17 protein-coding genes and 1 pseudogene are annotated in these 19925 nt (G+C 64.6%); 6 read left to right on the forward strand and 12 right to left on the reverse strand.

All coding sequences use genetic code 11. The features are described 5' to 3' along the window. Positions 1 to 2: 2 nt before the first annotated feature. Positions 3 to 2108, reverse strand: a complete 2106-nt coding sequence (locus L6D77_RS02045) for a DUF1631 domain-containing protein (protein ID WP_232882048.1) — start codon at positions 2106 to 2108, stop codon at positions 3 to 5. Between the two features lie 245 nt (positions 2109 to 2353). Between L6D77_RS02045 and nadC the strand changes: the two genes are divergently transcribed. Beyond that, positions 2354 to 3202: a carboxylating nicotinate-nucleotide diphosphorylase gene (nadC, locus tag L6D77_RS02050; protein ID WP_232882047.1), complete on the forward strand. Its 849-nt coding sequence runs from the start codon at positions 2354 to 2356 to the stop codon at positions 3200 to 3202. A 62-nt stretch (positions 3203 to 3264) separates the two neighbouring features. Here the strand turns inward: nadC and trxB are convergent, their stop codons facing one another. Continuing rightward, positions 3265 to 4221, reverse strand: coding sequence for a thioredoxin-disulfide reductase (gene trxB / locus L6D77_RS02055; RefSeq protein WP_125465494.1), 957 nt, complete (start codon positions 4219 to 4221; stop codon positions 3265 to 3267). Positions 4222 to 4548: 327 nt separating this feature from the next. On the opposite strand from trxB, the gene cysZ reads away from it, so the two are divergent. Next, the gene (gene cysZ, locus L6D77_RS02060; RefSeq protein ID WP_232882046.1) at positions 4549 to 5277 is read left to right on the forward strand and encodes a sulfate transporter CysZ; all 729 of its coding nucleotides are present in this window, start codon (positions 4549 to 4551) and stop codon (positions 5275 to 5277) included. Positions 5278 to 5367: 90 nt separating this feature from the next. On the opposite strand, the gene L6D77_RS27425 is transcribed toward cysZ, so the two are convergent. Together L6D77_RS27425 and L6D77_RS27430 are read right to left on the reverse strand one after the other, a co-directional pair. Next, positions 5368 to 5799: a methyl-accepting chemotaxis protein gene (locus L6D77_RS27425; protein ID WP_371923703.1), complete on the reverse strand. Its 432-nt coding sequence runs from the start codon at positions 5797 to 5799 to the stop codon at positions 5368 to 5370. A 114-nt stretch (positions 5800 to 5913) separates the two neighbouring features. Further along, positions 5914 to 6684, reverse strand: a pseudogene (locus tag L6D77_RS27430) (PAS domain-containing protein); the annotation flags it as partial. A gap of 176 nt (positions 6685 to 6860) precedes the next feature. On the opposite strand from L6D77_RS27430, the gene L6D77_RS02070 reads away from it, so the two are divergent. Continuing rightward, positions 6861 to 8078 carry a glycosyltransferase family 4 protein gene (locus tag L6D77_RS02070; RefSeq protein WP_232882044.1) on the forward strand — a complete coding sequence of 406 codons (1218 nt, stop codon included), beginning with the start codon at positions 6861 to 6863 and terminating at the stop codon, positions 8076 to 8078. On the opposite strand, the gene L6D77_RS02075 is transcribed toward L6D77_RS02070, so the two are convergent. The 3 genes from L6D77_RS02075 to L6D77_RS02085 form a co-directional block, all read right to left on the reverse strand. Then, entirely contained in the window at positions 8047 to 9150 is a 1104-nt protein-coding gene (locus L6D77_RS02075) for an NADH:flavin oxidoreductase (RefSeq protein WP_232882043.1), read from the reverse strand. The two genes, L6D77_RS02070 and L6D77_RS02075, sit on opposite strands and share 32 nt — an antisense overlap. A 126-nt stretch (positions 9151 to 9276) precedes the next feature. Continuing rightward, positions 9277 to 9759, reverse strand: coding sequence for a glutathione peroxidase (locus L6D77_RS02080; RefSeq protein ID WP_232882042.1), 483 nt, complete (start codon positions 9757 to 9759; stop codon positions 9277 to 9279). A 140-nt stretch (positions 9760 to 9899) separates the two neighbouring features. Beyond that, positions 9900 to 10385: an FKBP-type peptidyl-prolyl cis-trans isomerase gene (locus tag L6D77_RS02085; RefSeq protein WP_023630340.1), complete on the reverse strand. Its 486-nt coding sequence runs from the start codon at positions 10383 to 10385 to the stop codon at positions 9900 to 9902. Here L6D77_RS02085 and L6D77_RS02090 point away from each other — a divergent pair. Both L6D77_RS02090 and pta read left to right on the forward strand, forming a co-directional pair. After that, positions 10384 to 10686: a DUF3565 domain-containing protein gene (locus L6D77_RS02090; RefSeq protein ID WP_232882041.1), complete on the forward strand. Its 303-nt coding sequence runs from the start codon at positions 10384 to 10386 to the stop codon at positions 10684 to 10686. The genes L6D77_RS02085 and L6D77_RS02090 overlap by 2 nt on opposite strands. A 32-nt stretch (positions 10687 to 10718) precedes the next feature. Next, positions 10719 to 12809, forward strand: a complete 2091-nt coding sequence (gene pta, locus L6D77_RS02095) for a phosphate acetyltransferase (RefSeq protein WP_232882040.1) — start codon at positions 10719 to 10721, stop codon at positions 12807 to 12809. A gap of 47 nt (positions 12810 to 12856) precedes the next feature. Here the strand turns inward: pta and L6D77_RS02100 are convergent, their stop codons facing one another. From L6D77_RS02100 to L6D77_RS02120, 5 genes are all read right to left on the reverse strand, one after another. Further along, on the reverse strand, positions 12857 to 13576 hold the full coding sequence (locus L6D77_RS02100) for a YiaD family glycine zipper/OmpA-like lipoprotein (RefSeq protein WP_125465502.1): 720 nt from the start codon (positions 13574 to 13576) through the stop codon (positions 12857 to 12859). Positions 13577 to 13671: 95 nt separating this feature from the next. Continuing rightward, on the reverse strand, positions 13672 to 14316 hold the full coding sequence (locus L6D77_RS02105; RefSeq protein ID WP_232882039.1) for an MBL fold metallo-hydrolase: 645 nt from the start codon (positions 14314 to 14316) through the stop codon (positions 13672 to 13674). 179 nt (positions 14317 to 14495) lie between these two features. Further along, positions 14496 to 15188: a sensor histidine kinase gene (locus L6D77_RS02110; RefSeq protein ID WP_232882038.1), complete on the reverse strand. Its 693-nt coding sequence runs from the start codon at positions 15186 to 15188 to the stop codon at positions 14496 to 14498. Further along, positions 15185 to 16792 (reverse strand): tetratricopeptide repeat protein, encoded by a 1608-nt coding sequence (locus L6D77_RS02115; RefSeq protein WP_232882037.1) that lies wholly within the window; start codon positions 16790 to 16792, stop codon positions 15185 to 15187. The genes L6D77_RS02110 and L6D77_RS02115 overlap by 4 nt, the downstream gene beginning before the upstream one ends. Positions 16793 to 16954: 162 nt before the next feature. Then, positions 16955 to 19672: a winged helix-turn-helix domain-containing protein gene (locus L6D77_RS02120; protein ID WP_232882036.1), complete on the reverse strand. Its 2718-nt coding sequence runs from the start codon at positions 19670 to 19672 to the stop codon at positions 16955 to 16957. Between L6D77_RS02120 and L6D77_RS02125 the strand changes: the two genes are divergently transcribed. Further along, on the forward strand, positions 19671 to 19823 hold the full coding sequence (locus L6D77_RS02125) for a hypothetical protein (RefSeq protein ID WP_232882035.1): 153 nt from the start codon (positions 19671 to 19673) through the stop codon (positions 19821 to 19823). The genes L6D77_RS02120 and L6D77_RS02125 overlap by 2 nt on opposite strands. The last annotated feature ends 102 nt before the right edge of the window (positions 19824 to 19925 follow it).

Here is a 19925-nt window from a genome sequence, read left to right on the forward strand (position 1 = left end):
GTTCAGCCAATGCCCTGCTCGGCGCGCAGTTGCGCCAGCACCGCCTCCAGTGCGCGCTCGAACAACTGGCCGTCATCGAGCGTGCGCACCTGGCCATGGCACAGCGCCAGGGCCAGGCCCGCGTGGCTCCATTCGCGCACCTTCATGCCGGTACGGTTGGCGAACACCAGCCGGTCGCTGCCGTCGATGCGGGCCACCAGCTTGCAGCGCAGGGGCTCTTCGTCGTCCAGCACCTCAACCCAGGCGCCGATACGCAAGCGCTCCACCAAGCGCTGCGCGGGGGCCAGGTTGTCGACGTCGAGATCTGCAGCGGGGGTTTCGTCGGCAGTGGCCAGGACGATATCGGCCTGAACGCGCACCTCCTGTAACGCCTCATCAGGTACCCACGGGCCGCCACAGGCGCGCTGGTGCAACTGCTCCAGGTGTTGAAAGAAATCACGGGTGGCCGCGGCGTCCAACGCCACGCCAACCAGCCCCTCGCGCAATGCTTTGAGCAAGCCGGGCAGCTGCTCCAGCAACTGCGCCGGCTCGGGCTGCGGGGCAATGCTGGCCAGCAGCTGGTCAACCGTGGCCAGGCCATCGCGCCAGGCCGCTGATGCCTCGCCCTGCTTCAACCAGGCCAGCAGCAGTACCTGGCTCCAGGCCTGCTCCAGCATCTGCACCACGACCTGCGGCAACACCCGACCGCGCAGGCGCAGGTTGAGTGCCTGCTGCACCCGCCGGTTGGCCTGCAGCGCCCGTACGCGCCCTTCTTCGGCGTCGCGGGTGCGTAGCTCGAGCAGTTCGTTGCGCCGCCGTTCGTCCTGGCCGAAGGCGAGGAACTCGTCGAGCAGTTCGTCGAACAGCTGGCAGTCTTCGCAGAAATCCTTGAGCAGCCGCTGGACGATGCGCTCGACGCGCCGGTACAGGGCCTCGCTGTCAGCCTCCCAGCCGATCGCTACGGCGGCGATCTCGTTGAGCAGGCGGCGCGCCGGGTGGCTGGCGCGGCTGAACAGGCCCTTGTCGATCAGGGCAACCTTGAGCAGCGGGATATGCAGGCGGCCAACCAGCGCGCGCACACTCGCTGGCAGGTTGTGGTCGGCGTCGATGTAGGCGAAAAGCAGGCCGAACAGGTTGATCATGTCTTCGTCGCAGGTGTCGATACGCCGGCGTGTGCCGCTGCGCACACTGACCCGCAACAGCAGCTGTTCGAGCTGCTGGCCCAGGTCGAAGTCGTCTGCCTCGCCGGGGGCCGGCACAAAGTGCTGCAGGTGGGTCAGCAGGCGCAGCAGGTCGGCGCTGCTGATCGGTTGCGCTGCGCTGGCCGCCTGCAGGCGCGGCGCGATACGCCCGCGAGCGGGCGCCAGCAGGTGTTGCAGGGCCGCGAAGAACGCCTGGCCGGCAGCGTCTTCCCCAGCCTCGCCGACCTGTGCCGGGCGGGCCGCCACGCGCCGGGGGATACTGCGCCGATCGTCAGCGCGACGACGTGGCGCGGGCTCAAGGTCTGGCAGCACGCCGGCGGCGACGAGCAACTGGTTGGCCTCGCCATAGAGCAGGTCGAGGTCGCGCAACACATAGCGTTCGAACAGTTTGAGCAGGACCTGCTTGACGTCGGCGCCCACGCCCAGGTTGCGCCCGGCGGTAAGGAAGTAACCGCACAGGTTGCCAGGCCCCAGCGGGTTGCATGCCGGGTCCAGGCCCTGCTCGAGCATCGCCGCGCAACGCTGGTTCAGTTGCTGCAGGAGGAAACCGTCGCGCGAATGCACACGATCGACCATCGCCTGCACGGCAGCGGAATGCGCCGGTGGTGCCAGGGCATCGGCCTGCCCGACCCGGGCGAAGGCCTGATAGAAGGTATCGAGGAAGCCGCGCTCGATGCTCTTGCGCTTGAGGCGCAAGTCACGCATGGCTTCGAAGTGCAGGTTCTGATCAAGCCGGCCGCAGGCTTTGTCGGCCATCTCGAACAAGGTGTCGTCGGCATTGTCGAACAGCGCCTGCAGGCCCTGGCGCAGTTGCAGCGCAGCCTTGTCACGCACTTGCAGGAGCACCACCGGAAGGCAGGGCGAGGGCGTTTGCGCACCTCGGTCGATGGCCGCCGCCAAGGGCACCACCGTGCCTTCATCTTGCATCCCGGACTCCTTGATGGATGTTGCGTGCTTGACCGCGCAAATAAATCGTCAAAGCTATGACGCCAATTACAAGGCGCCATTATCTGTGAAAATCATTACAGCTGCCAGCGTGGCTTTCGCACGACTCAACAGACCGTGCCTTACAGCAATCACTCACAGAGCCCGACCAACGGTCATTGCCCGCGCTGCTGTACACACCGCCCCCCTGCCCTATAATCGCCGCCATCTAGCTTGTGGAGCCGACCATGCCGAACCTACGCCTCGCCGACCTGACCGCCGAAATCGAAGCCAACGTGCGCCGCGCGCTGCTCGAAGACATCGGCAGCGGCGACATCACCGCCCAGCTGATCCCGGCCGAACGCCTGGCCAAGGCGACCATCATCACCCGCGACGATTGCGTGATTGCCGGCACGGCCTGGGTGGATGCGGTGTTCCGCCAGCTCGACCCACGGGTGGCGGTGCACTGGCAGGTGGCGGACGGTGAACGGGCCACCGCCAACCAGGTGCTGTTCCACCTCGAAGGCCCGGCACGCTCGCTGCTCAGCGGTGAGCGCTCGGCGCTCAACTTCCTGCAGATGCTCTCGGGCGTGGCCACCCGCGCACGCTTTCTCGCCGACCTGGTCGAGGGCACCCAGGTGCGCCTGCTCGACACCCGCAAAACCCTGCCGGGCCTGCGCCTGGCGCAGAAGTACGCGGTTACCTGCGGCGGCTGCCACAACCACCGCATCGGCCTGTACGACGCCTTCCTGATCAAGGAAAACCATATCGCCGCCAGTGGTGGCGTGGCCGAGGCGGTAACTGCGGCGCACCGCATTGCGCCAGGCAAGCCGGTGGAAATCGAAGTGGAGAGCCTGGATGAGCTGCGCCAGGCACTGGATGCCGGGGCCGATATCGTCATGCTCGATGAGCTGACCCTGGATGAAATGCGCGAGGCGGTGCGCATCAACGCCGGCAAGGCCAAGCTCGAGGCCAGCGGCGGGGTCAACGAGACCACCCTGCGGGTGATCGCCGAGACCGGCGTGGACTACATCTCCATTGGCGCCATGACCAAGGACGTGAAGGCGGTCGACCTGTCGATGCGCCTGAGCCTGTAGGGTTATCCACAGGCACAAAAAAACCGGCCAGATGGCCGGTTTTTTTTATGGCTGGATCAGACTCAAGCGTTGGCCAGGCCGTCCAGGTAACGCTCGACGTCCAGTGCGGCCATGCAACCGGCACCGGCCGAGGTGATGGCCTGGCGGTAGACGTGGTCGGCCACGTCGCCGGCGGCGAACACGCCCTCGACGTTGGTGGCAGTGGCGTTGCCTTCACGGCCGCCGTGCACCACCAGGTAGCCGTCCTTGAGGGTCAGCTGGCCTTCGAACAGCGAGGTGTTCGGGGTGTGGCCAATGGCGATGAACACGCCGTCGACCTTGATCTCGTCAAAGCTGCCGTCGTTGTTCTTCAGGCGCGCACCGGTCACGCCCATGTTGTCACCCAGCACTTCGTCGAGGGTGGCGTTGAGCTTGAGCTCGATCTTGCCTTCGGCCACACGGGCGTGCAGCTTGTCGATCAGGATCTTCTCGGCGCGGAAGGTATCGCGGCGGTGCACCAGGGTGACCTTGCTGGCGATGTTGGCCAGGTAAAGCGCCTCTTCCACGGCAGTGTTGCCACCACCGACCACGGCAACCGGCTTGTTGCGGTAGAAGAAGCCGTCGCAGGTAGCGCAGGCCGAAACACCTTTGCCCATGAAGGTTTCTTCCGACGGCAGGCCCAGGTAGCGGGCGCTGGCACCGGTGGCGACGATCAGTGCGTCGCAGGTGTAGGTACCGCTGTCGCCACGCAGGGTGAACGGCTTGTTGGCCAGGTCGACGGCGTTGATGTGGTCGAAGACGATTTCGGTCTCGAAACGCTCGGCGTGCTCCTGCATGCGCTGCATCAGGGCCGGGCCGGTCAGGCCATGGGGGTCGCCCGGCCAGTTGTCGACTTCGGTGGTGGTGGTCAGCTGGCCGCCGGCCTGCATGCCGGTGATCAGCAGCGGCTTGAGGTTGGCGCGGGCGGCATACACCGCGGCGCTGTAACCGGCAGGGCCGGAACCCAGAATGATGACGCGCGAATGACGTACTTCAGACATGTCGAACTCCTGTCGAGCGGGCCGCAGCGGGCCGGCATCGGGATGCCGGCTGTGCCAGCTGGAATTAAAAGGGACCCACGCAGCACTTGGGGAAGTGCTACAACGCGTCGGTCCGAAAACGAAAAGTTGAGCGCACTGTAGCGAGGCCGCAGAGATTAAGGAAATATCCTTCGACAATCCACCTTATAGACAACCTCTATCCATGGAGAAAACCGATAGGGATTGTCCATGCGCTTTGTTACAGGCCGTTTCGCAGGCAGCGGGCGCCTTTCGTCGAAACGGCAAACTCGGTAAGGTCAGCGCGTTTTCCTTCTGCGGAGCGTTCCGATGCAAGCCCCCGTCCTTTCTGGCCCGCAATACCTGCGCGAAGGCCTGAAACTGATCCTCAGCCCGAGCCTGCGGCTGTTCGTGCTGTTGCCCCTGGCGGTCAACCTGCTGCTGTTCGGCGGGCTGATCTGGTTCGCCGGCCACGAGTTCAGCCTGTGGGTCGACGCGCTGATGCCCAGCCTGCCCGACTGGCTGAGCTTTCTGTCCTACATTCTCTGGCCGCTGTTCGTTGCCCTGGTGTTGTTGATGGTGTTCTTCACCTTCACGATGCTGGCCAATGTCATCGCCGCGCCCTTCAACGGTTTCCTCGCCGAAAAAGTCGAAGTGGTGGTGCGCGGCCAGGACACCTTCCCGGCCTTCAGCTGGGGCGAGCTGATCGCCATGGTGCCGCGCACCTTCGGCCGCGAGATGCGCAAGCTCGGTTACTTCCTGCCGCGCGCCATCGGCCTGTTCATCCTGTCGTTCATCCCGGTGGTCAACGTGATCGCCGCGCCGCTGTGGCTGGTGTTCGGCGTGTGGATGATGGCCATCCAGTACATCGACTACCCGGCGGACAACAACAAGATGAGCTGGCAGGACATGCTGGCCTGGCTGCGCCAGAAGCGCTGGCAGTCGCTGGGTTTTGGCGGCATCACCTACCTGGCGCTGATGATCCCTGGGGTCAACGTGGTGATGATGCCGGCGGCGGTGGCCGGGGCTACGTTGTTCTGGGTGCGCGAGCGCAATTGAGCGCACGAGGGCACAACTGCCTTGTGTTGCCTGCAATGGCCTCATCGCCGGCAAGCCGGCGATGAGGCCATTGCAGGTCATGCGAATGGATCAGTGGCTCAACTGGCTGGAAAACTGCCCCACCGCATCCACCACTTTCTTCGCCCCTTCCTGAATCTCCACGATCACCCCGCCGGTATCGGCCGCCAGGGCCAGCCCTTGCTCGGCCTGGCGCTTGCTGGTGTCGATGATGTCCACCGCGGCCTGGGCCAGTTGCTCATTCTGCTGCACCACCTTGGCAATCTCTTCGGTGGCGCTGCTGGTACGCGACGCCAGCTGGCGCACTTCGTCGGCGACCACGGCAAAGCCACGGCCCTGCTCACCGGCGCGGGCGGCCTCGATGGCCGCGTTGAGCGCCAGCAGGTTGGTCTGGCCGGCGATGTCGCTGATGGTCTTGATGATCGCGCCAATCACCTTGGACTGCTTGTCCAGCGCCTGGATGCCGTCGGCGGCGTCCTGCATCGAGCCTTCCAGGCCGCGCATCACGTCAACGGTCTGGGTCACCACGTCGGTGGCCTTGCGCGCGCAGTCGTCGGTTGCCAGCGAGGTGTTGTAGGCGATGTCCGCCGCCTGGGCCACCGCCAGTTCCTGGTTGACCTGGTCGGTGATCACCGTGGCGAACTTGACCACTTTGTAGAGCACGTCGTGGGCGTCGATGATCGGGTTGTACGAGGCTTCCAGCCATACCGTGCGGCCATGGGCATCAATGCGCTTGAAGCGCTCGGCCACATATTCGCCGCGGCGCAGCTTGTCCCAGAACGCCTTGTACTGGGCCGAGTTGGCCTCTTCCGGCTCGCAGAACATGCGGTGATGCTTGCCACGCACCTGCTCCAGGCTGTAACCCATGCCCTGCAGGAACCGGTCGTTGGCGGTGAGCACCTGGCCGTCGAGGTTGAATTCGATCACGGCGGTAGAGCGCATCAATGCCTTGATCAGGCTTTCGTGCTCGCGTGAGGTTTCGATGGTGCGGGTCAGGTCGCTGGAATGCAGGGTGAAATACTTGATCTGCCCGTCGCGGGTCTTCACCGGCTGCAAGATCGAGCGCAGCCAGGCTTCTTCACCGTTGCCGCGCAGCAGGCGGAATGCGCCGTTCAGATGCTCGCCGCGGGTGATTGCGGTTTTCATGCGCTGGTAGAAATCGAGCTTCTTGACGTGGGTCGGCACGATTTCCTCAATGTTGCGCCCTATCAGTTGCTCGGCGCGGTAGAGCATCTCGGTCTCGAAATTGCCGTTGACCGACTCGATGCGCCCCTGGGGATCGAGCTGGAGTACCAGCATTTCACTGTCGAGGCTGTTCTTCACCTGTTCGATGGACATCAGCTCTTCGCGCAGCTGCTGGATTTCTTTCTTCAGTTTGCTGTTGAACATCACCGCTCTCCCGGAGCGCACACCATAGTCGAATGCATCTGCATCGGCTGAGCCTCAAGGGTTCTTGAGCGGTGCAATGGGAAATATTCACTGCGCGAGGTGCCGAGAATCAGGCGTCATCCAGACGTCACAAAGGCGTCACATGTCCGCAACGGGTGCGGCGGACACTTTTTGACATGAATACAGCCTCCCTGCGCATCACCCTGGTCAGCGAAACCTTCCCACCAGAAATCAACGGTGTGGCCAATACCCTTGGCCGCCTCGATGCCGGGCTTCGCCAGCGAGGCCATCAGGTTGAGGTGATTCGCCCGCGCCAGGCAGGTGACTGCGTACCCGAGGCGGAAGGGGAACTGCTGCTGTGCCGTGGCTGGCCCTTGCCGGGCTACCCCGGGCTGCAGTGGGGCGAAGTGTCGATGCACACCTTGCTGCGCCGCTGGCGCCGGCAGCGCCCGAACGTGCTGTACATCGCCACCGAAGGCCCGCTGGGCCTGAGTGCCCTGCGCGCCGCCCGGCGCCTGGGGATCGCGGTGGTCAGCGGGTTTCACACCAACTTTCCGCAGTACTCGGGCCAGTATGGCCTGGGCCTGCTGACGCGGCTGCTCACCCACTACCTGCGCTGGTTCCACAGGCGCACGGCCATCACCCTGGTACCCAGCGCCAGCCAGCGCCTGGCACTGGAGCGGCGTGGCTTCGAACGCCTGGGCCTGATGGCGCGGGGGGTCGATGCCTGCCTGTTCAACCCGGCGCGGCGCAGCCAGGCCCTGCGCGAACAGTGGGGGCTAGCGGCCGATGATATTGCCGTGCTGCACGTCGGGCGCCTCGCGGCGGAAAAGAACCTTGCCCTGCTGCGCCCTGCCCTGGACGCCCTGCAAACGCGTTATCCACAGCGCCGCTTGCGCCTGGTGATGGTGGGTGACGGGCCGCTGCGCGCCAGCCTTGAGCAGCAGCTGCCGGATGCGGTGTTCTGCGGCGTGCAGCGCGACGAACGGCTGGCCGAACACTACGCCAGCGGCGACCTGTTCCTGTTCCCGAGCCTCACCGAAACCTTTGGCAACGTGGTGCTCGAAGCGATGGCCGCCGGGCTGGCGGTGGTTGCCTACGACGAGGCCGCCGCTGCCCAGCACATCCGCCATGGCCACAGCGGCGCCCTGGCCATGCCGGGTGACCAGGCGGCGTTCATCGATGCCGCCTGCTGGCTGCTGGAAGAAAACGAAACCTTGCGCAGGGTGCGCCTCAACGCCCGCCAACATGCCAGCCGCCAGGGCTGGCCGGCGATCGTCGAGCAGTTCGAAGGTTACCTGGGCGACGCCTGCCAGGCTGGCGTGCGGGTGAGCGAGCAGGCGCCAGCCCATGCCCTGGCGATCAAGCCAGGGTCGTCAGCGCCTCGCGGCTGAACGGCAGCACGTCGGCCTCACGCCCGTCACGCACTTTCTGCGCCCACTGCGCGTCCACCAGCAAGGCGCGCCCCACGGCCACAAGGTCGAATTCTTCGGCCTGCAACCTGCGTAGCAGCCCTTCCAGGCTGGCCGGCTTGGCCACTTTGTCGGTATCGACCATGAACTGGAGGAATTCGCCGTCCAGGCCGACGCTGCCCACGGTGATGGTCGGCTTGCCGGTGAGCTGGCGGGTCCAGCCGGCCAGGTTCAGCTCGCTGCCGTCGAACTCCGGCTCCCAGAACCGTCGGGTGGAGCAATGGAAGATGTCCACACCCGCCTCGGACAGTGGCTCAAGGAACGCCGCCAACGCCTGCGGCGTTTGCACCAGGCGTGCGTTGTAGTCCTGCTGCTTCCACTGGGAGAAGCGGAAAATGATCGGGAAGCTTGGCCCCACCGCAGCCCGCACGGCCTGGATCAGTTCGATGGCAAAGCGCGAGCGCCCGGCCAGGTCACCGCCATATTCGTCATCACGGCGGTTGCTGGCGTCCCAGAAGAACTGGTCGATCAAGTAGCCGTGGGCGCCGTGGATCTCGACGCCGTCCATGCCGATGGCCTGGGCATCACGGGCGGCCTGGGCGAAGGCGGCAATCACTTCGCGGATATCGTCATGGCTCATGCCATGGACAACGACCTGGCCGTCCTTTTCCTTGCCGCTCGGGCCATGGCCCGGCACGCTGGCATCCGGCTCGGTGCCCAGCCGGCGCACACTGCCCACATGCCACAGTTGCGGCACGATCCGCCCGCCTTCGGCATGCACGGCGTCGACCACGCGTTCCCAGCCGGCCAGCGCATCTTCGCCATGAAAGCGCGGCACGTTGGGGTAGCCGTTGGCGGCCTTGTGGCCGACCGTGGTGCCTTCGGTGATGATCAGGCCAACGCCGGCGGCAGCGCGGCGTCGGTAGTACTCGACCACGCCGTCATGGGGCACGCCACCGGGGCAGAAGGTGCGGGTCATCGGCGCCATGACCACGCGGGTCGGTAGGTCGAGGGTGCCAAGGGTGAAGGGCTGGAACAGAGGGTTGCTGGACATGCGGCGCTCCCGACAGGTGAGGAAATGCGCCTGAGCTTAGGGGGGGTGTGATGCCGGGCACAGCATTATTGATTGCAGTGATTGAGGGGTATCGAGTCAGGGGCTGTCGGGCAGCCCCTCGGCATCTCAGGCCAACGCTTTCTCGATCGCCTGCACCACGGTTGGATCGTCCGGCGCGGTACGCGGCGCGAATCGCGCCAGCACGCGACCATCCTTACCCACCAGGAACTTCTCGAAATTCCAGGTGATATCGCCAGGAAACTCGGCACCTTCACCGGCCAGCAACCGGTACAGCGCATGACGCTCCGAGCCGTTGACATCGAGCTTTTCGCTCAACGGGAAGCTCACGCCATAGTTGCGCCTGCAGAACGCCTGGATTTCATCCGCGCTGCCAGGCTCCTGGCCGGCAAACTGGTTGCACGGCAGCCCCAGCACGTTGAACCCCTTGCCTTTGAACTGCTGCTGGAGTTTCTCCAGCGACGCGTATTGCGGGGTAAGGCCACACTTGGAGGCGACATTGACCACCAGCACCACCTGGCCCTTGAACGGTGCAAGGGGCAGGTCCTCGCCGTTCAGCGCCTTCAACGTCAGGTCGTGAAATACACTCATGTTGATTCCCCTCTCAGGTTCCCGGTTGTCGCTGGGGCGAATCGCGCCCACTAAAAAGGCGCGCAGCCAAACCGTCCACTCCCTTAAGGATGTCCGGCTTGCCCGAGCGCCTGGCGACTTTCTGAGCTTAGCGCAGAAAATCAGTGGTGATGGCCACCTTCACCGTGGATGTGGCGGTGAGCGATTTCTTCTTCGCTGGCGTCGCGCACATCAACAACCTTGACCTTGAAGTTCAGGCGCTGGCCGGCCAGCGGGTGGTTGCCGTCGACAGTCACGTCGTCGCCGTCGATGTCGCGGATGGTGACGATCTGCATCTGGCCGTCCGGCGCCGAAGCGTGGAACTGCATGCCGACTTCCAGTTGGTCGACGCCTTCGAACATCTTGCTGCTCAGGGTGCTGACCAGTTCGGCCGAGTATTCGCCGTAGGCTTCTTCGGGTTCGATGGCAACGGTCAGCTCGTCACCGGCCTGCTTGCCTTCCAGGGCTTTTTCCAGGCCCGGGATGATGTTGCCGGCACCGTGCAGGTAAACCAGCGGCGCACCGCCGGCGGAGCTGTCGATGACCTCACCAGCGTCGTTGGTGAGGGTATAGTCGATGGAGACAGCCTTGTTGGCGGCGATCAGCATGGGGCAGGACCTTTTGCAAAAGAATGTAGAGCGGGGAAGTGTAACCAAGGCATCGTCCGATTGCGAACCGACCATGGACGAAGGGAGGCCCGTCAGTCTGATCACCGGCTTCCATCAGGACGAGGAAGACCACTGGGTGGTAGAGCTGTCCTGCGGCCACACCCAGCATCTGCGCCACCAGCCGCCCTGGCAGGCCAGGCCCTGGGTGCTCGACCCGGTTGAGCGCGAGCGCCGTATCGGCCAGGTATTCCACTGCGGCTGGTGCGCCCAGGGTGCGGTTAGCGATACCCTTGGCCGTTGATTTCCTTGCACCGCTTATTTCGAGAAGCACGCATGCAGACATTTTTCATTGCGCCGACCGACTTCGGTGTCGGCCTCACCTCCATCAGCCTGGGCCTGATCCGTACCCTGGAACGCGCCGGGCTCAAGGTCGGCTTCTTCAAGCCGATCGCCCAGCCGCACCCCGGCGATACGGGTCCTGAGCGCTCCAGCGAGCTGGTTGCCCGCACCCATGGCATCAAGCCGCCCCTGCCCCTGAGCCTTGGCCATGTGGAGCGCATGCTGGGTGACGGCCAGCTGGACGAACTGCTCGAAGAGATCATTCGCCTGTACCAGCAAGCGTGCGTGGGCAAGGACGTGGTGGTAGTCGAAGGCATGGTGCCGACCCGTCATGCCAGCTATGCGGCCCGGGTCAACCTGCACCTGGCCAAGAGCCTGGATGCCGAGGTGATCCTGGTGTCGGCGCCCGAGAACGAGGTGCTCAGCGAGCTGTCCGGGCGCGTCGAACTGCAGGCCCAGCTGTACGGTGGCCCGCGTGACCCGAAGGTGCTCGGGGTGATCCTCAACAAGGTACGCACCGACGAAAGCATGGCCGACTTCGCCACGCGCCTGCGCGAGCACTCGCCGCTGCTGCGTGGCAACGACTTCCGCCTGCTTGGCTGCATCCCCTACCAGCCCGATCTCAATGCACCGCGCACCCGTGACGTTGCCGAGCTGCTGGGCGCCCAGGTGCTCAATGCCGGTGACTACGACCAGCGGCGCATGAACAAGATCATCATCTGCGCCCGCACCGTGGCCAACACCGTACCGCTTCTGACCTCGGGCACCCTGGTGGTGACGCCGGGGGATCGCGACGACATCATCCTCGCCGTGAGCCTGGCAGCCATCAATGGCGTGCCCCTGGCCGGCCTGCTGCTGACCAGCGACAGCAAGCCCGACCCGCGCATCCTTGAACTGTGCCGCGGCGCACTGCAGGCCGGCCTGCCGATCCTGTCGGTCAGTACGGGCTCCTATGACACCGCCAACCAGCTCAACTCGCTGAACCGCGAAATCCCGGTGGACGACCGCGAACGCGCCGAGTTCATCACCGACTTCGTCGCCAGCCAGCTCGATGCCGCCTGGCTGCACCAGCGCTGCGGCACGCCGCGCGAGCTGCGCCTGTCACCGGCGGTATTCCGCTACCAGCTGATTCAGCGCGCCCAGCAGGCCAACAAGCGCATCGTCCTGCCCGAAGGCGCCGAGCCCTTGCTGGTGCAGGCCGCCGCCCTGTGCCAGGCCCGCGGTATCGCCCGCTGTGTGCTGCTGGCCAAGCCCGAAGCGGTGCAAGCGGTGGCGCGTGCCCAGGGCATCACCCTGCCGCCCGACCTGGAAGTGCTCGACCCCGACCTGATCCGTGGCCGCTACGTCGAACCGATGGTCGATTTGCGCAAGAGCAAGAACCTCAACGCGCCAATGGCCGAGCAGCAACTGGAAGACCCGGTGGTGATCGCGACCATGATGCTGGCCCTGGGTGAGGTCGATGGCCTGGTCTCGGGCCTGGTGCATTCGACTGCCAACACCATCCGCCCGGCCTTGCAGCTGATCAAGACCGCGCCGGGCGCAAGCCTGGTGTCGTCGGTGTTCTTCATGCTGTTCCCGGACCAAGTGCTGGTGTATGGCGACTGCGTGATGAACCCGCACCCCAGCGCCGCCGAGCTGGCCGAGATTGCCCGGCAGAGCGCCGAGTCGGCCGAGTCGTTCGGTATCGCGCCGCGGGTGGCGATGCTCAGCTACTCCAGCGATTCGGCCGCCAGTGACGAGGAAGTGGAAAAAGTTCGCGAAGCCACGCGGCTGGCACAGCAGGCCGAGCACGACCTGCTGATCGACGGCCCGCTGCAGTATGACGCCGCCGCCAACCCCGAGATCGCCCGCCAGCTCGCCCCCGCAAGCCCGGTGGCGGGGCGCGCCACGGTGTTCGTGTTCCCCGACCTGAACACCGGCAACACCACCCATAAAGCGGTGCAGCGCAGTGCTGATTGCGTGAGCCTCGGGCCGATGCTGCAAGGGCTGCGCAAGCCGGTCAACGACCTGCCGCGCGGGGCCCAGGTGGATGACATCGTGCACACCATCGCACTGACGGCGATCCAGGCCAGTACCGTGCGCTGAAACGAAAAGGGGCTGCAACGCAGCCCCAACAGCCCTCTGCCTGCGACTTACGGATACTGCTGAACGGTACCCTGCTGGTCATACTGCTGGCCAGGGATCGGCTTCAAGTTGACTTCGACCCGACGGTTCTGTGCGCGACCGTTGGCGTCGGCATTGCTGGCAATCGGCTGGTCAGGGCCCATGCCACGCACCGTCACCCGCGATGCATCGACACCTTGCGAGGTCAGGTAGCTGCTGACGGCCTGGGCACGGCGCTGCGACAGGTCCATGTTGTGCTGGCGGCTGCCGGTGCTGTCGGTGAAACCGACCACTTCGATGGTGTTCTGGTTGAACTGCTTGAACGAACCGGCCAGGTTGTTCAGTGGCGAGTAGAAGCTTGGGGCGATATTCGCCGAGTCGGTGGCGAAGGTGATATTGCCCGGCATGATCAGCTTGATCTGGTCACCCTGGCGCTGCACCTCGACGCCAGTGTTGGCCATTTGTGCACGCAGCTCGGCTTCCTGCTTGTCGGCGTAGTAACCGTAGCCAGCGGCCGCGGCGCCCACGGCGGCGGCGCCGATCAACGCACCCTTGCCGCGGTTGTTGTGGTTGATGGCGGCACCGGCGACGGCGCCGGCCAGCGCGCCCAGGCCGCCGTATTTGGCGGTTTTGCTCATCCCTGTGGAGCCTTGCGCCTGGCCTTGGTTGTCGTACGGGTTGGGGCTGGCACAACCGGACATCAGGGCAGCGGCGGTAGCGACGATAATCAGACGACGCATGGTGAACATGGACAAGCTCCTACTGAAATTCAAAAGTGCGGCGGATCACTCACGGATCTGTGCCAGCCTTGGATTGCAGCAAAGGGGAAAAATTCCCTGCAACTTCAGGCACGCACGAACGGGTTTTCGCGCATCTCATCGCCAAGGCGGGTTTCCGGGCCATGGCCGGTCACCACGATGGCATCTTCATCGAGGCGGTACAGGCGCTCCTTGATGGAACGAACGATAGTCCGCTGGTCACCACCCCACAAATCGGTGCGCCCGACTCCACGGCGGAACAGGGTGTCGCCGGCAATCAGCAGTTTCTGCTCGGCGAACCAGAAGCTCATGGAACCTGGGCTATGCCCTGGCGTGTGCAGGGCCACGCCACAGCCGCAGGCCAGTTCCTCGTCGTCGCTCAGCCAGCGGTCCGGTGCGGGCACGGGCGTATAAGGCATGCCGAACATCTGGCATTGCATCTCGAGGTTGTCCCACAACGGCTGGTCATCCTTGTGCAGGTGCAAGGTGGCGCCAGTGAGCTCCTTGAGCTTGCCCGAGGCGAGGAAGTGATCGAAGTGGGCGTGGGTGTGGATGATGCTCACCAGGGTCAGGCCATGGTGCTGCAGGCGGGCGAGGATCTTCTGCTCGTCACCGCCCGGGTCGACGACGATGGCTTTCCTGCTGACCGGGTCGCCGATCAGCGTGCAGTTGCACTGCAGGGGGCCAACGGGGAAGGTTTCGCGGATGAGCGCTACGGATGGTTTTTCCATGACAAGACACTGCACACAATTAATCGAAGAGGGTTTGAACACGGGCCAGCGCGTCCAGGATCACGGCTTCAGGAGCGGATTCGATGCGTTTGGCACCCTTCGCTTCAAGGCCTGCCATACGCAGCATCACAGCTAGCGTATGGGTATCGACGCCGCTCAGGGTAACCGCAAACCGGCACTCAGGGCAGATACAACCTGAACAACCCGCCCCCCAGCGCCCCGCCATTGGCGATCTCGATTCGCCCATGCACCCCATTGCGCTCATGCAGTGCGGCAATGCGCGCGGCGAAGTACAAACCCAGCCCGGTACTGCCACTCTGCTGATCGATGCCCTGCACATAATCCTGCTGGCGCTCGAGCATGCGCTGTGGATAACCGGCGCCATCGTCGTTGACGCTGATCACCAGCTGCTCACCCTCTTCCTCGATGCTGATCAGCAGCGCATGGCCGGCATAGCGCATGGCGTTGGTCAGCACGTTGGCCACCACCGATGCCACCAGTTCACGGTCGAAGAAGCCCAACGGGCTCTGGGTCTCGATGCGCCAGGTGGCGAGGATGTCGCGATGCTTGAGCACTTCCTCCTGCGCCGCCAGCTGGGCCTCGATGAAATCGTCCAGTTCGTGGTAGTCGGGGCAAACCGGGAGCTGGTTAACCCCCAGTTTGTACAAGCCCAGCATCTGCACCAGCATGCCGTTGAGATGGCGGAATTCGTGTTCCATCACGCCCTGCTCGGCACCGCCACGCAGGGCCTCGGGCATCCGCGCCAGCCATTGGTTGTGCGCCTGTATCAACGCTGACAGCGAGTTCTTCAGGTCGTGCACGGTGGAGGCGATCACCATGGAGAAATCCAGCCCCTGGTTGTCCTGGTTCATGCGCCAAAGACCCGAATGTGCAGTTTGCGGTAGCGATCGTAGCGGCTGTCACTGGCGGGGATGCCAGCCACACTGGTAAGACAGCTGCGACACTCCTCCATCAATGCTGGCGGCGGTGTCTCACCGCCGATACGCAGCAGCGCCTGGGCCGTATTGAGGGCAATACTGATGTTCTTCGGCTGCAGCGACAGGGCCTTGCGGAACATGCCCAGCGCCTCGCTGAGCTGCCCGCCCTGGTAGCTGCGCACACCTTGACGGTTGAGGTCGACCGCCTCGGTCACTGCGCCGAGCACCGTCGGGTCATCGGTGAGTTTGGCCACGCTCTGCATGACCTTGGGATCATCGCCGTAGGTTTCCACGCAGCCTTTGAGGATCGAGCTGCCCGCCGCATCCTGGCCCAGCTGCTGCAGCTGCTTGGCCACGGTCAGCGCCGCCTCGACCGAGAAGAACTGTTCCATCTTCTCCAACCGCTGCATCGCCTGCTCGGTGAGCTTGGCGGCGGTCTCTGCATCACCTGCCTGCTGCAGGCTGGCCGCCTTCATCAAGCGCGCCCGCACCTGCAGGCCCTGGTCCTCGACGTTTTCCTTGGCCACTTCGCTGAGCACGCTGTTGATCTCGACCCGGGTGCGCGCGTCGAGGCCATTGCCGGCATTCTTGCTCATCAACGCCTGGGCCAGCCCCAGGTTGGTCTCGGCATTCTTGTAGCGCGAGCTCTGCCCTTGGCTGACCGCATGCCGGAACGCCTTGGAGGCGCCCTCGAAGTCGGCATTGTCCAACGCCAACTTGCCCAGCGCCGCTTGCCGGCGCACCGCCAGCGGCGACAGGCGCACCGCTTCTTCGAGCATGTGCTGGGCACGCCGGCTTTCACCCTGGGCCACCAACACCTCGGCCATTCCGTCATACAGGCTGGGCATGATCGGGAAGGCCTTGAGCGCCTGTTCGTAGACGCCCTGCGCCTGGGCATACTGGCCGCGCTTGTGCAGCAGGCTGCCCAGCGCCGCGTAGACCCAAGGTTGCGGGCGGCTGGCGAGGATGCCCTTGAGGAACTTTTCCAGCTCGTCGAAGCGGTTGAGATCGCGCAGCGCATCGGCTCGATAGCGCAGGCACAGCGGGGCAAAGCGTGGGTCCTGCTTGCACAGTTCGGCACAGGCCGTCATCACTTCGGCCGGGCGGCCGCGGTCAAGGGCCTGGAGAATCGGCTTGAGCAGGGTCTTGCGTTGAACCAGCTTTTCAAGACGCTGGGCCAGGCCGACACGGTTGAATGGCTTGGTCAGGTAAGCGTCAGGTTCGTGCTCGATGGCGCTCAGAACAATGGCCTGGCTGCTTTCAGCGGTGACCATGATGAATACGCATTCATGGCTGATCAGCTTGTCGAGCAGCAGGTCTTCAAGCACCTGCTGGCCGTTCTTCTTGCCGTCGCCCAGGTGGAAGTCCTGCAACACGAAGTCATAGCGCTTCTGCCCGCACATGCGCAGCGCCTGCTCGCCACTGTCGGCGGTGTCCACGTCGCGTGCACCCAGTTCGCGCAGCATGGAGCGTGTCGACGTGCGAAAGTCCGTGAAGTCGTCGACGATCAGAAAGCTTTTTTGCCCGTACTGCAGCATCAACACGACCTGTAAAGGGAAGGATTGGGGAGGAGGCGCGTGACAATGCATGGCGCCGAAATGGATATCGGCAGCTTTTGTTCAAAGATGAGCCGGAAAGGCAACACGCCAACATAGCCAGTGGCCACTATGTTAACGGCCTGCGCGCACCTGGGCCAGCCGTCAGGCCAGCACGCCGAGTGACTTGGCCCTGGCGACGGCCTGCGTGCGCCGCTCTACCCCCAGCTTGCTGTTGATATGGCTGGCATGGGTCTTGACCGTATGCAGCGAGATGAACAACCGCTCGCTGATCTGTTGGTTCGAACAGCCCTGGGCAATCAGCTCCAGCACCGCCAGCTCGCGCGCGCTCAACGCTTCTGCGGCCCCAACGGCGATAGTCAGCGCCTCGGGCAAGCGCGCCAGCAGCTCAGCCTGGGCCGGGCAGGCAGCTCGCGGTTCAAGTTGATCGCGCAACCACTGCGGGTGCTCCTCGACAAGCCGCGCGAAGGCTTGCAACGCGCCCCCTTGCGCAGCCTCCATGGCGTGCGCCAGGCGTTTGCAGGCTTCGGCCTCACGGCCTTCGGCCAGCAGTAGCTCGATCAGTTGGCACAATGCACTGACCACCAGTGTCATGCCGCCGTTGGCCTGGCCACGCTCGACCAGTGCCAGCAAGCGTAACTCGGCCTCGCGCGGGCGCTGCAGCACGCGATCGAGCAGCGCCTGCTGCAGCTCGATGTGCAACGGCAGCAACGGGTGGAACTCCGGCGCGGCGGCGGGCAGCTTGCCGCCGTATGTCTGGCCCAGGCGCAGCAGCCAGGACTCGGCGAGGTCTGTGCGCCCCTGGGCGATCCACAGCTCGCACTTCACCAGGGTAATCATGGCCAGGTAGAAGATCGGCGGAACATCCCAGATGTGCATCAGCCGCTCCACCTCGGCCAATTCCGAAAATGCTTCGGTGAAGCGCCCTTCACGACCATCGAGCGAGGCAATCACGCAATGGCCGATCAGCACGCTGATATCACGGCAGGAACGTGCCTCGCTGAGGCCCGCACGCAAGCGTGCGCGCCCCTGGCCGGGCTGCAGGCTTGCCGCAAGCAGATAGCCTTCGTACAAGGTGAGGCGGGCCCGCACGGCATACAGCCGCTGCCCCGACAGCCCCTGCAGCCTCTGCAGGCCCTGACGCACTTCATCCAGTGCGCGTCGCACTTCGCCACGGGCATGCAGCACGCGGGCACGATCGTAATGCGCCAACGCCTCGAACAGCGGGTTGCCGACGCGCTGGGCCAACTCCAGCGCCTCGCGATTCCAGCCACGTGCCCGCCAGAAATCACCGTCGGCGATGGCCAGGTTGGACAGCGTGGACAAACACACCAGGCGCTGCCCGTAGCGCTTGCGCGGCAGGCTGCGCAGGGCTTGCGTACAGTAAGCCAGGGTGCGCTCGCGATCGCCGCGGCCGCGGGCAATCACACCGCTGAGCGCCAGCCACTGGGCCAGCATCGACTTCTGCGCCGTGGCCGACGGTGCCGGCAGGAAGCGGCTCAGATAGCCCGCAAGCTCTTCGGCCGCATCCAGCTGGCAAGCCAAGCCCAGGGCCCAGCTGTACAGCACGATCAGCCGGGGTGTGCTGATCAGCAGGCTGTCAGGCAGGTCCATTTTCCAGCGCAGCAACATGCCGACGTTCTGCTCGGCCAGCAGTTGCTCCTCGGACAAGCTCTGCACCAGGTCCGCCGCCACGTCGAGATGCCCGGCACGCAACGCCTGCTCTACCGCTTCATCCAGCAGCCCCTGGCCCTCGAACCAGCGACAGGCTCGCAAATGCAAGCTCGCCAGAGGCTCGCTGGCTTGTCGGCTGCGCAACAGGTCGGAGAACAGGTGGTGGTAACGGAACCAGTGCCCGTGCTCATCGAGCGGCACCAGAAAGACCTGGTGGGCCTGCAGGTAGCGCAACACTTCTGCACTGTCCTCACGCTCGCGCAGTGCGTCGCACAGCTCAGCGCAAAAGCGCTCCTGGGACGCGGTGTCGTAGAGAAACCCCTGCACGGGCGCAGGCAGCATGTCGATGACTTCCTCGAGCAGGTAGTCCCGGATCAAGCCTTCACCACCGTGCAATGCCTGCGGCAAGGCATGCTCATCACCCGACTCACTGGCAGCCAGTTGCCAGAAACGCAGCCCGGCCACCCAGCCGTCGCTGCGCTGGATCAGGTTGTCGAGCGCCTGGCCTCGCAAACCGGTGGGTTGGCGGCCAATCACCGCCAAAGCTTCATCGGGGGTCAGACGCAAGTCCTGCTCGTTGAGTTCGACCAATTGGCGCGACAGCCGCAGGCGCGCCAGGTGCCAGTCTGGCCGCTGGCGGCTGGTGACCAGCAACACCAGCCCGGCAGGCAGGTGATTGAGGAAGAACTGCAGACAGCGATCGAGTACCGCGCCCTGAGCGAGGTGGTAGTCGTCCAGAACCAGTAGCAGCGGCGTGTCGGGCTGCAGATAGAGCGCAAGCTCGTCCAGCAGGCCATCCAGCCACTCTTCGAAGGCAAAGGGTTGGTGGCGCTGACGCATCTTCAGCAACCCCAGGGCCTGCCCGCCCAGTGCCGGGCAGAACTGCTGCAGCCCTTCGAGCAGGCGCTCGAGGAATCGGCCAGGGTCGGCGTCGCGTTGGCTCAGGCCCAGCCAGAGGCTGCGCCAGTGGCCAGGCAGCTCCTGGCAGAACTCGATGGCAAGCGAACTCTTGCCAAAACCAGCCGGCGCGTTGACCAACAGCAAGCGCCCATCCAGCCCTGCCTGCAGGCGTTGGCACAAGCGTGCTCTGGGTACGTGGGCGTCGGGCAGGGGTGGCCTGAAGAAACGCCCGTCCAGCAGGCCCAAGGCCTGACTGGCGACTCCATGCATACGGGACAGGTCTGTCATGGCCGGCTCGTTCTGGTTGGAAGACTACGGCGGTATGGAATTTTGCGAGACTAGCGGCAAATGCTATGCATTTGAAGATGATGGCGGCGATTTAGCAAAAAAGACTACGACAAAAAGAAACATTCCCCATGGACATCAAGCAGGTCGATGACTCGCCATAAATCGAAAAGGCCCGAAGTCACCCGACATTAGGCCCACCCACCAACAGAAACGCCCCGGCAAGCCGGGGCGTTCTGGGAGATCACGCGGAGTA

This window comes from Pseudomonas parasichuanensis, from assembly GCF_021601385.1.
Classification (GTDB): Bacteria; Pseudomonadota; Gammaproteobacteria; order Pseudomonadales; family Pseudomonadaceae; genus Aquipseudomonas; species Aquipseudomonas parasichuanensis.

Coding starts and splice junctions, on each gene's coding strand:
- L6D77_RS02045 (WP_232882048.1), bottom strand. CDS start 2,108: ATGCAAGATGAAGGCACGGTGGTGCCCTTGGCGGCGGCCATCGACCGA.
- nadC (WP_232882047.1), top strand. CDS start 2,354: ATGCCGAACCTACGCCTCGCCGACCTGACCGCCGAAATCGAAGCCAAC.
- trxB (WP_125465494.1), bottom strand. CDS start 4,221: ATGTCTGAAGTACGTCATTCGCGCGTCATCATTCTGGGTTCCGGCCCT.
- cysZ (WP_232882046.1), top strand. CDS start 4,549: ATGCAAGCCCCCGTCCTTTCTGGCCCGCAATACCTGCGCGAAGGCCTG.
- L6D77_RS27425 (WP_371923703.1), bottom strand. CDS start 5,799: ATGCGCGGCCTGGAAGGCTCGATGCAGGACGCCGCCGACGGCATCCAG.
- L6D77_RS02070 (WP_232882044.1), top strand. CDS start 6,861: ATGAATACAGCCTCCCTGCGCATCACCCTGGTCAGCGAAACCTTCCCA.
- L6D77_RS02075 (WP_232882043.1), bottom strand. CDS start 9,150: ATGTCCAGCAACCCTCTGTTCCAGCCCTTCACCCTTGGCACCCTCGAC.
- L6D77_RS02080 (WP_232882042.1), bottom strand. CDS start 9,759: ATGAGTGTATTTCACGACCTGACGTTGAAGGCGCTGAACGGCGAGGAC.
- L6D77_RS02090 (WP_232882041.1), top strand. CDS start 10,384: ATGGGGCAGGACCTTTTGCAAAAGAATGTAGAGCGGGGAAGTGTAACC.
- L6D77_RS02085 (WP_023630340.1), bottom strand. CDS start 10,385: ATGCTGATCGCCGCCAACAAGGCTGTCTCCATCGACTATACCCTCACC.
- pta (WP_232882040.1), top strand. CDS start 10,719: ATGCAGACATTTTTCATTGCGCCGACCGACTTCGGTGTCGGCCTCACC.
- L6D77_RS02100 (WP_125465502.1), bottom strand. CDS start 13,576: ATGTTCACCATGCGTCGTCTGATTATCGTCGCTACCGCCGCTGCCCTG.
- L6D77_RS02105 (WP_232882039.1), bottom strand. CDS start 14,316: ATGGAAAAACCATCCGTAGCGCTCATCCGCGAAACCTTCCCCGTTGGC.
- L6D77_RS02110 (WP_232882038.1), bottom strand. CDS start 15,188: ATGAACCAGGACAACCAGGGGCTGGATTTCTCCATGGTGATCGCCTCC.
- L6D77_RS02115 (WP_232882037.1), bottom strand. CDS start 16,792: ATGCTGCAGTACGGGCAAAAAAGCTTTCTGATCGTCGACGACTTCACG.
- L6D77_RS02125 (WP_232882035.1), top strand. CDS start 19,671: ATGGCCGGCTCGTTCTGGTTGGAAGACTACGGCGGTATGGAATTTTGC.
- L6D77_RS02120 (WP_232882036.1), bottom strand. CDS start 19,672: ATGACAGACCTGTCCCGTATGCATGGAGTCGCCAGTCAGGCCTTGGGC.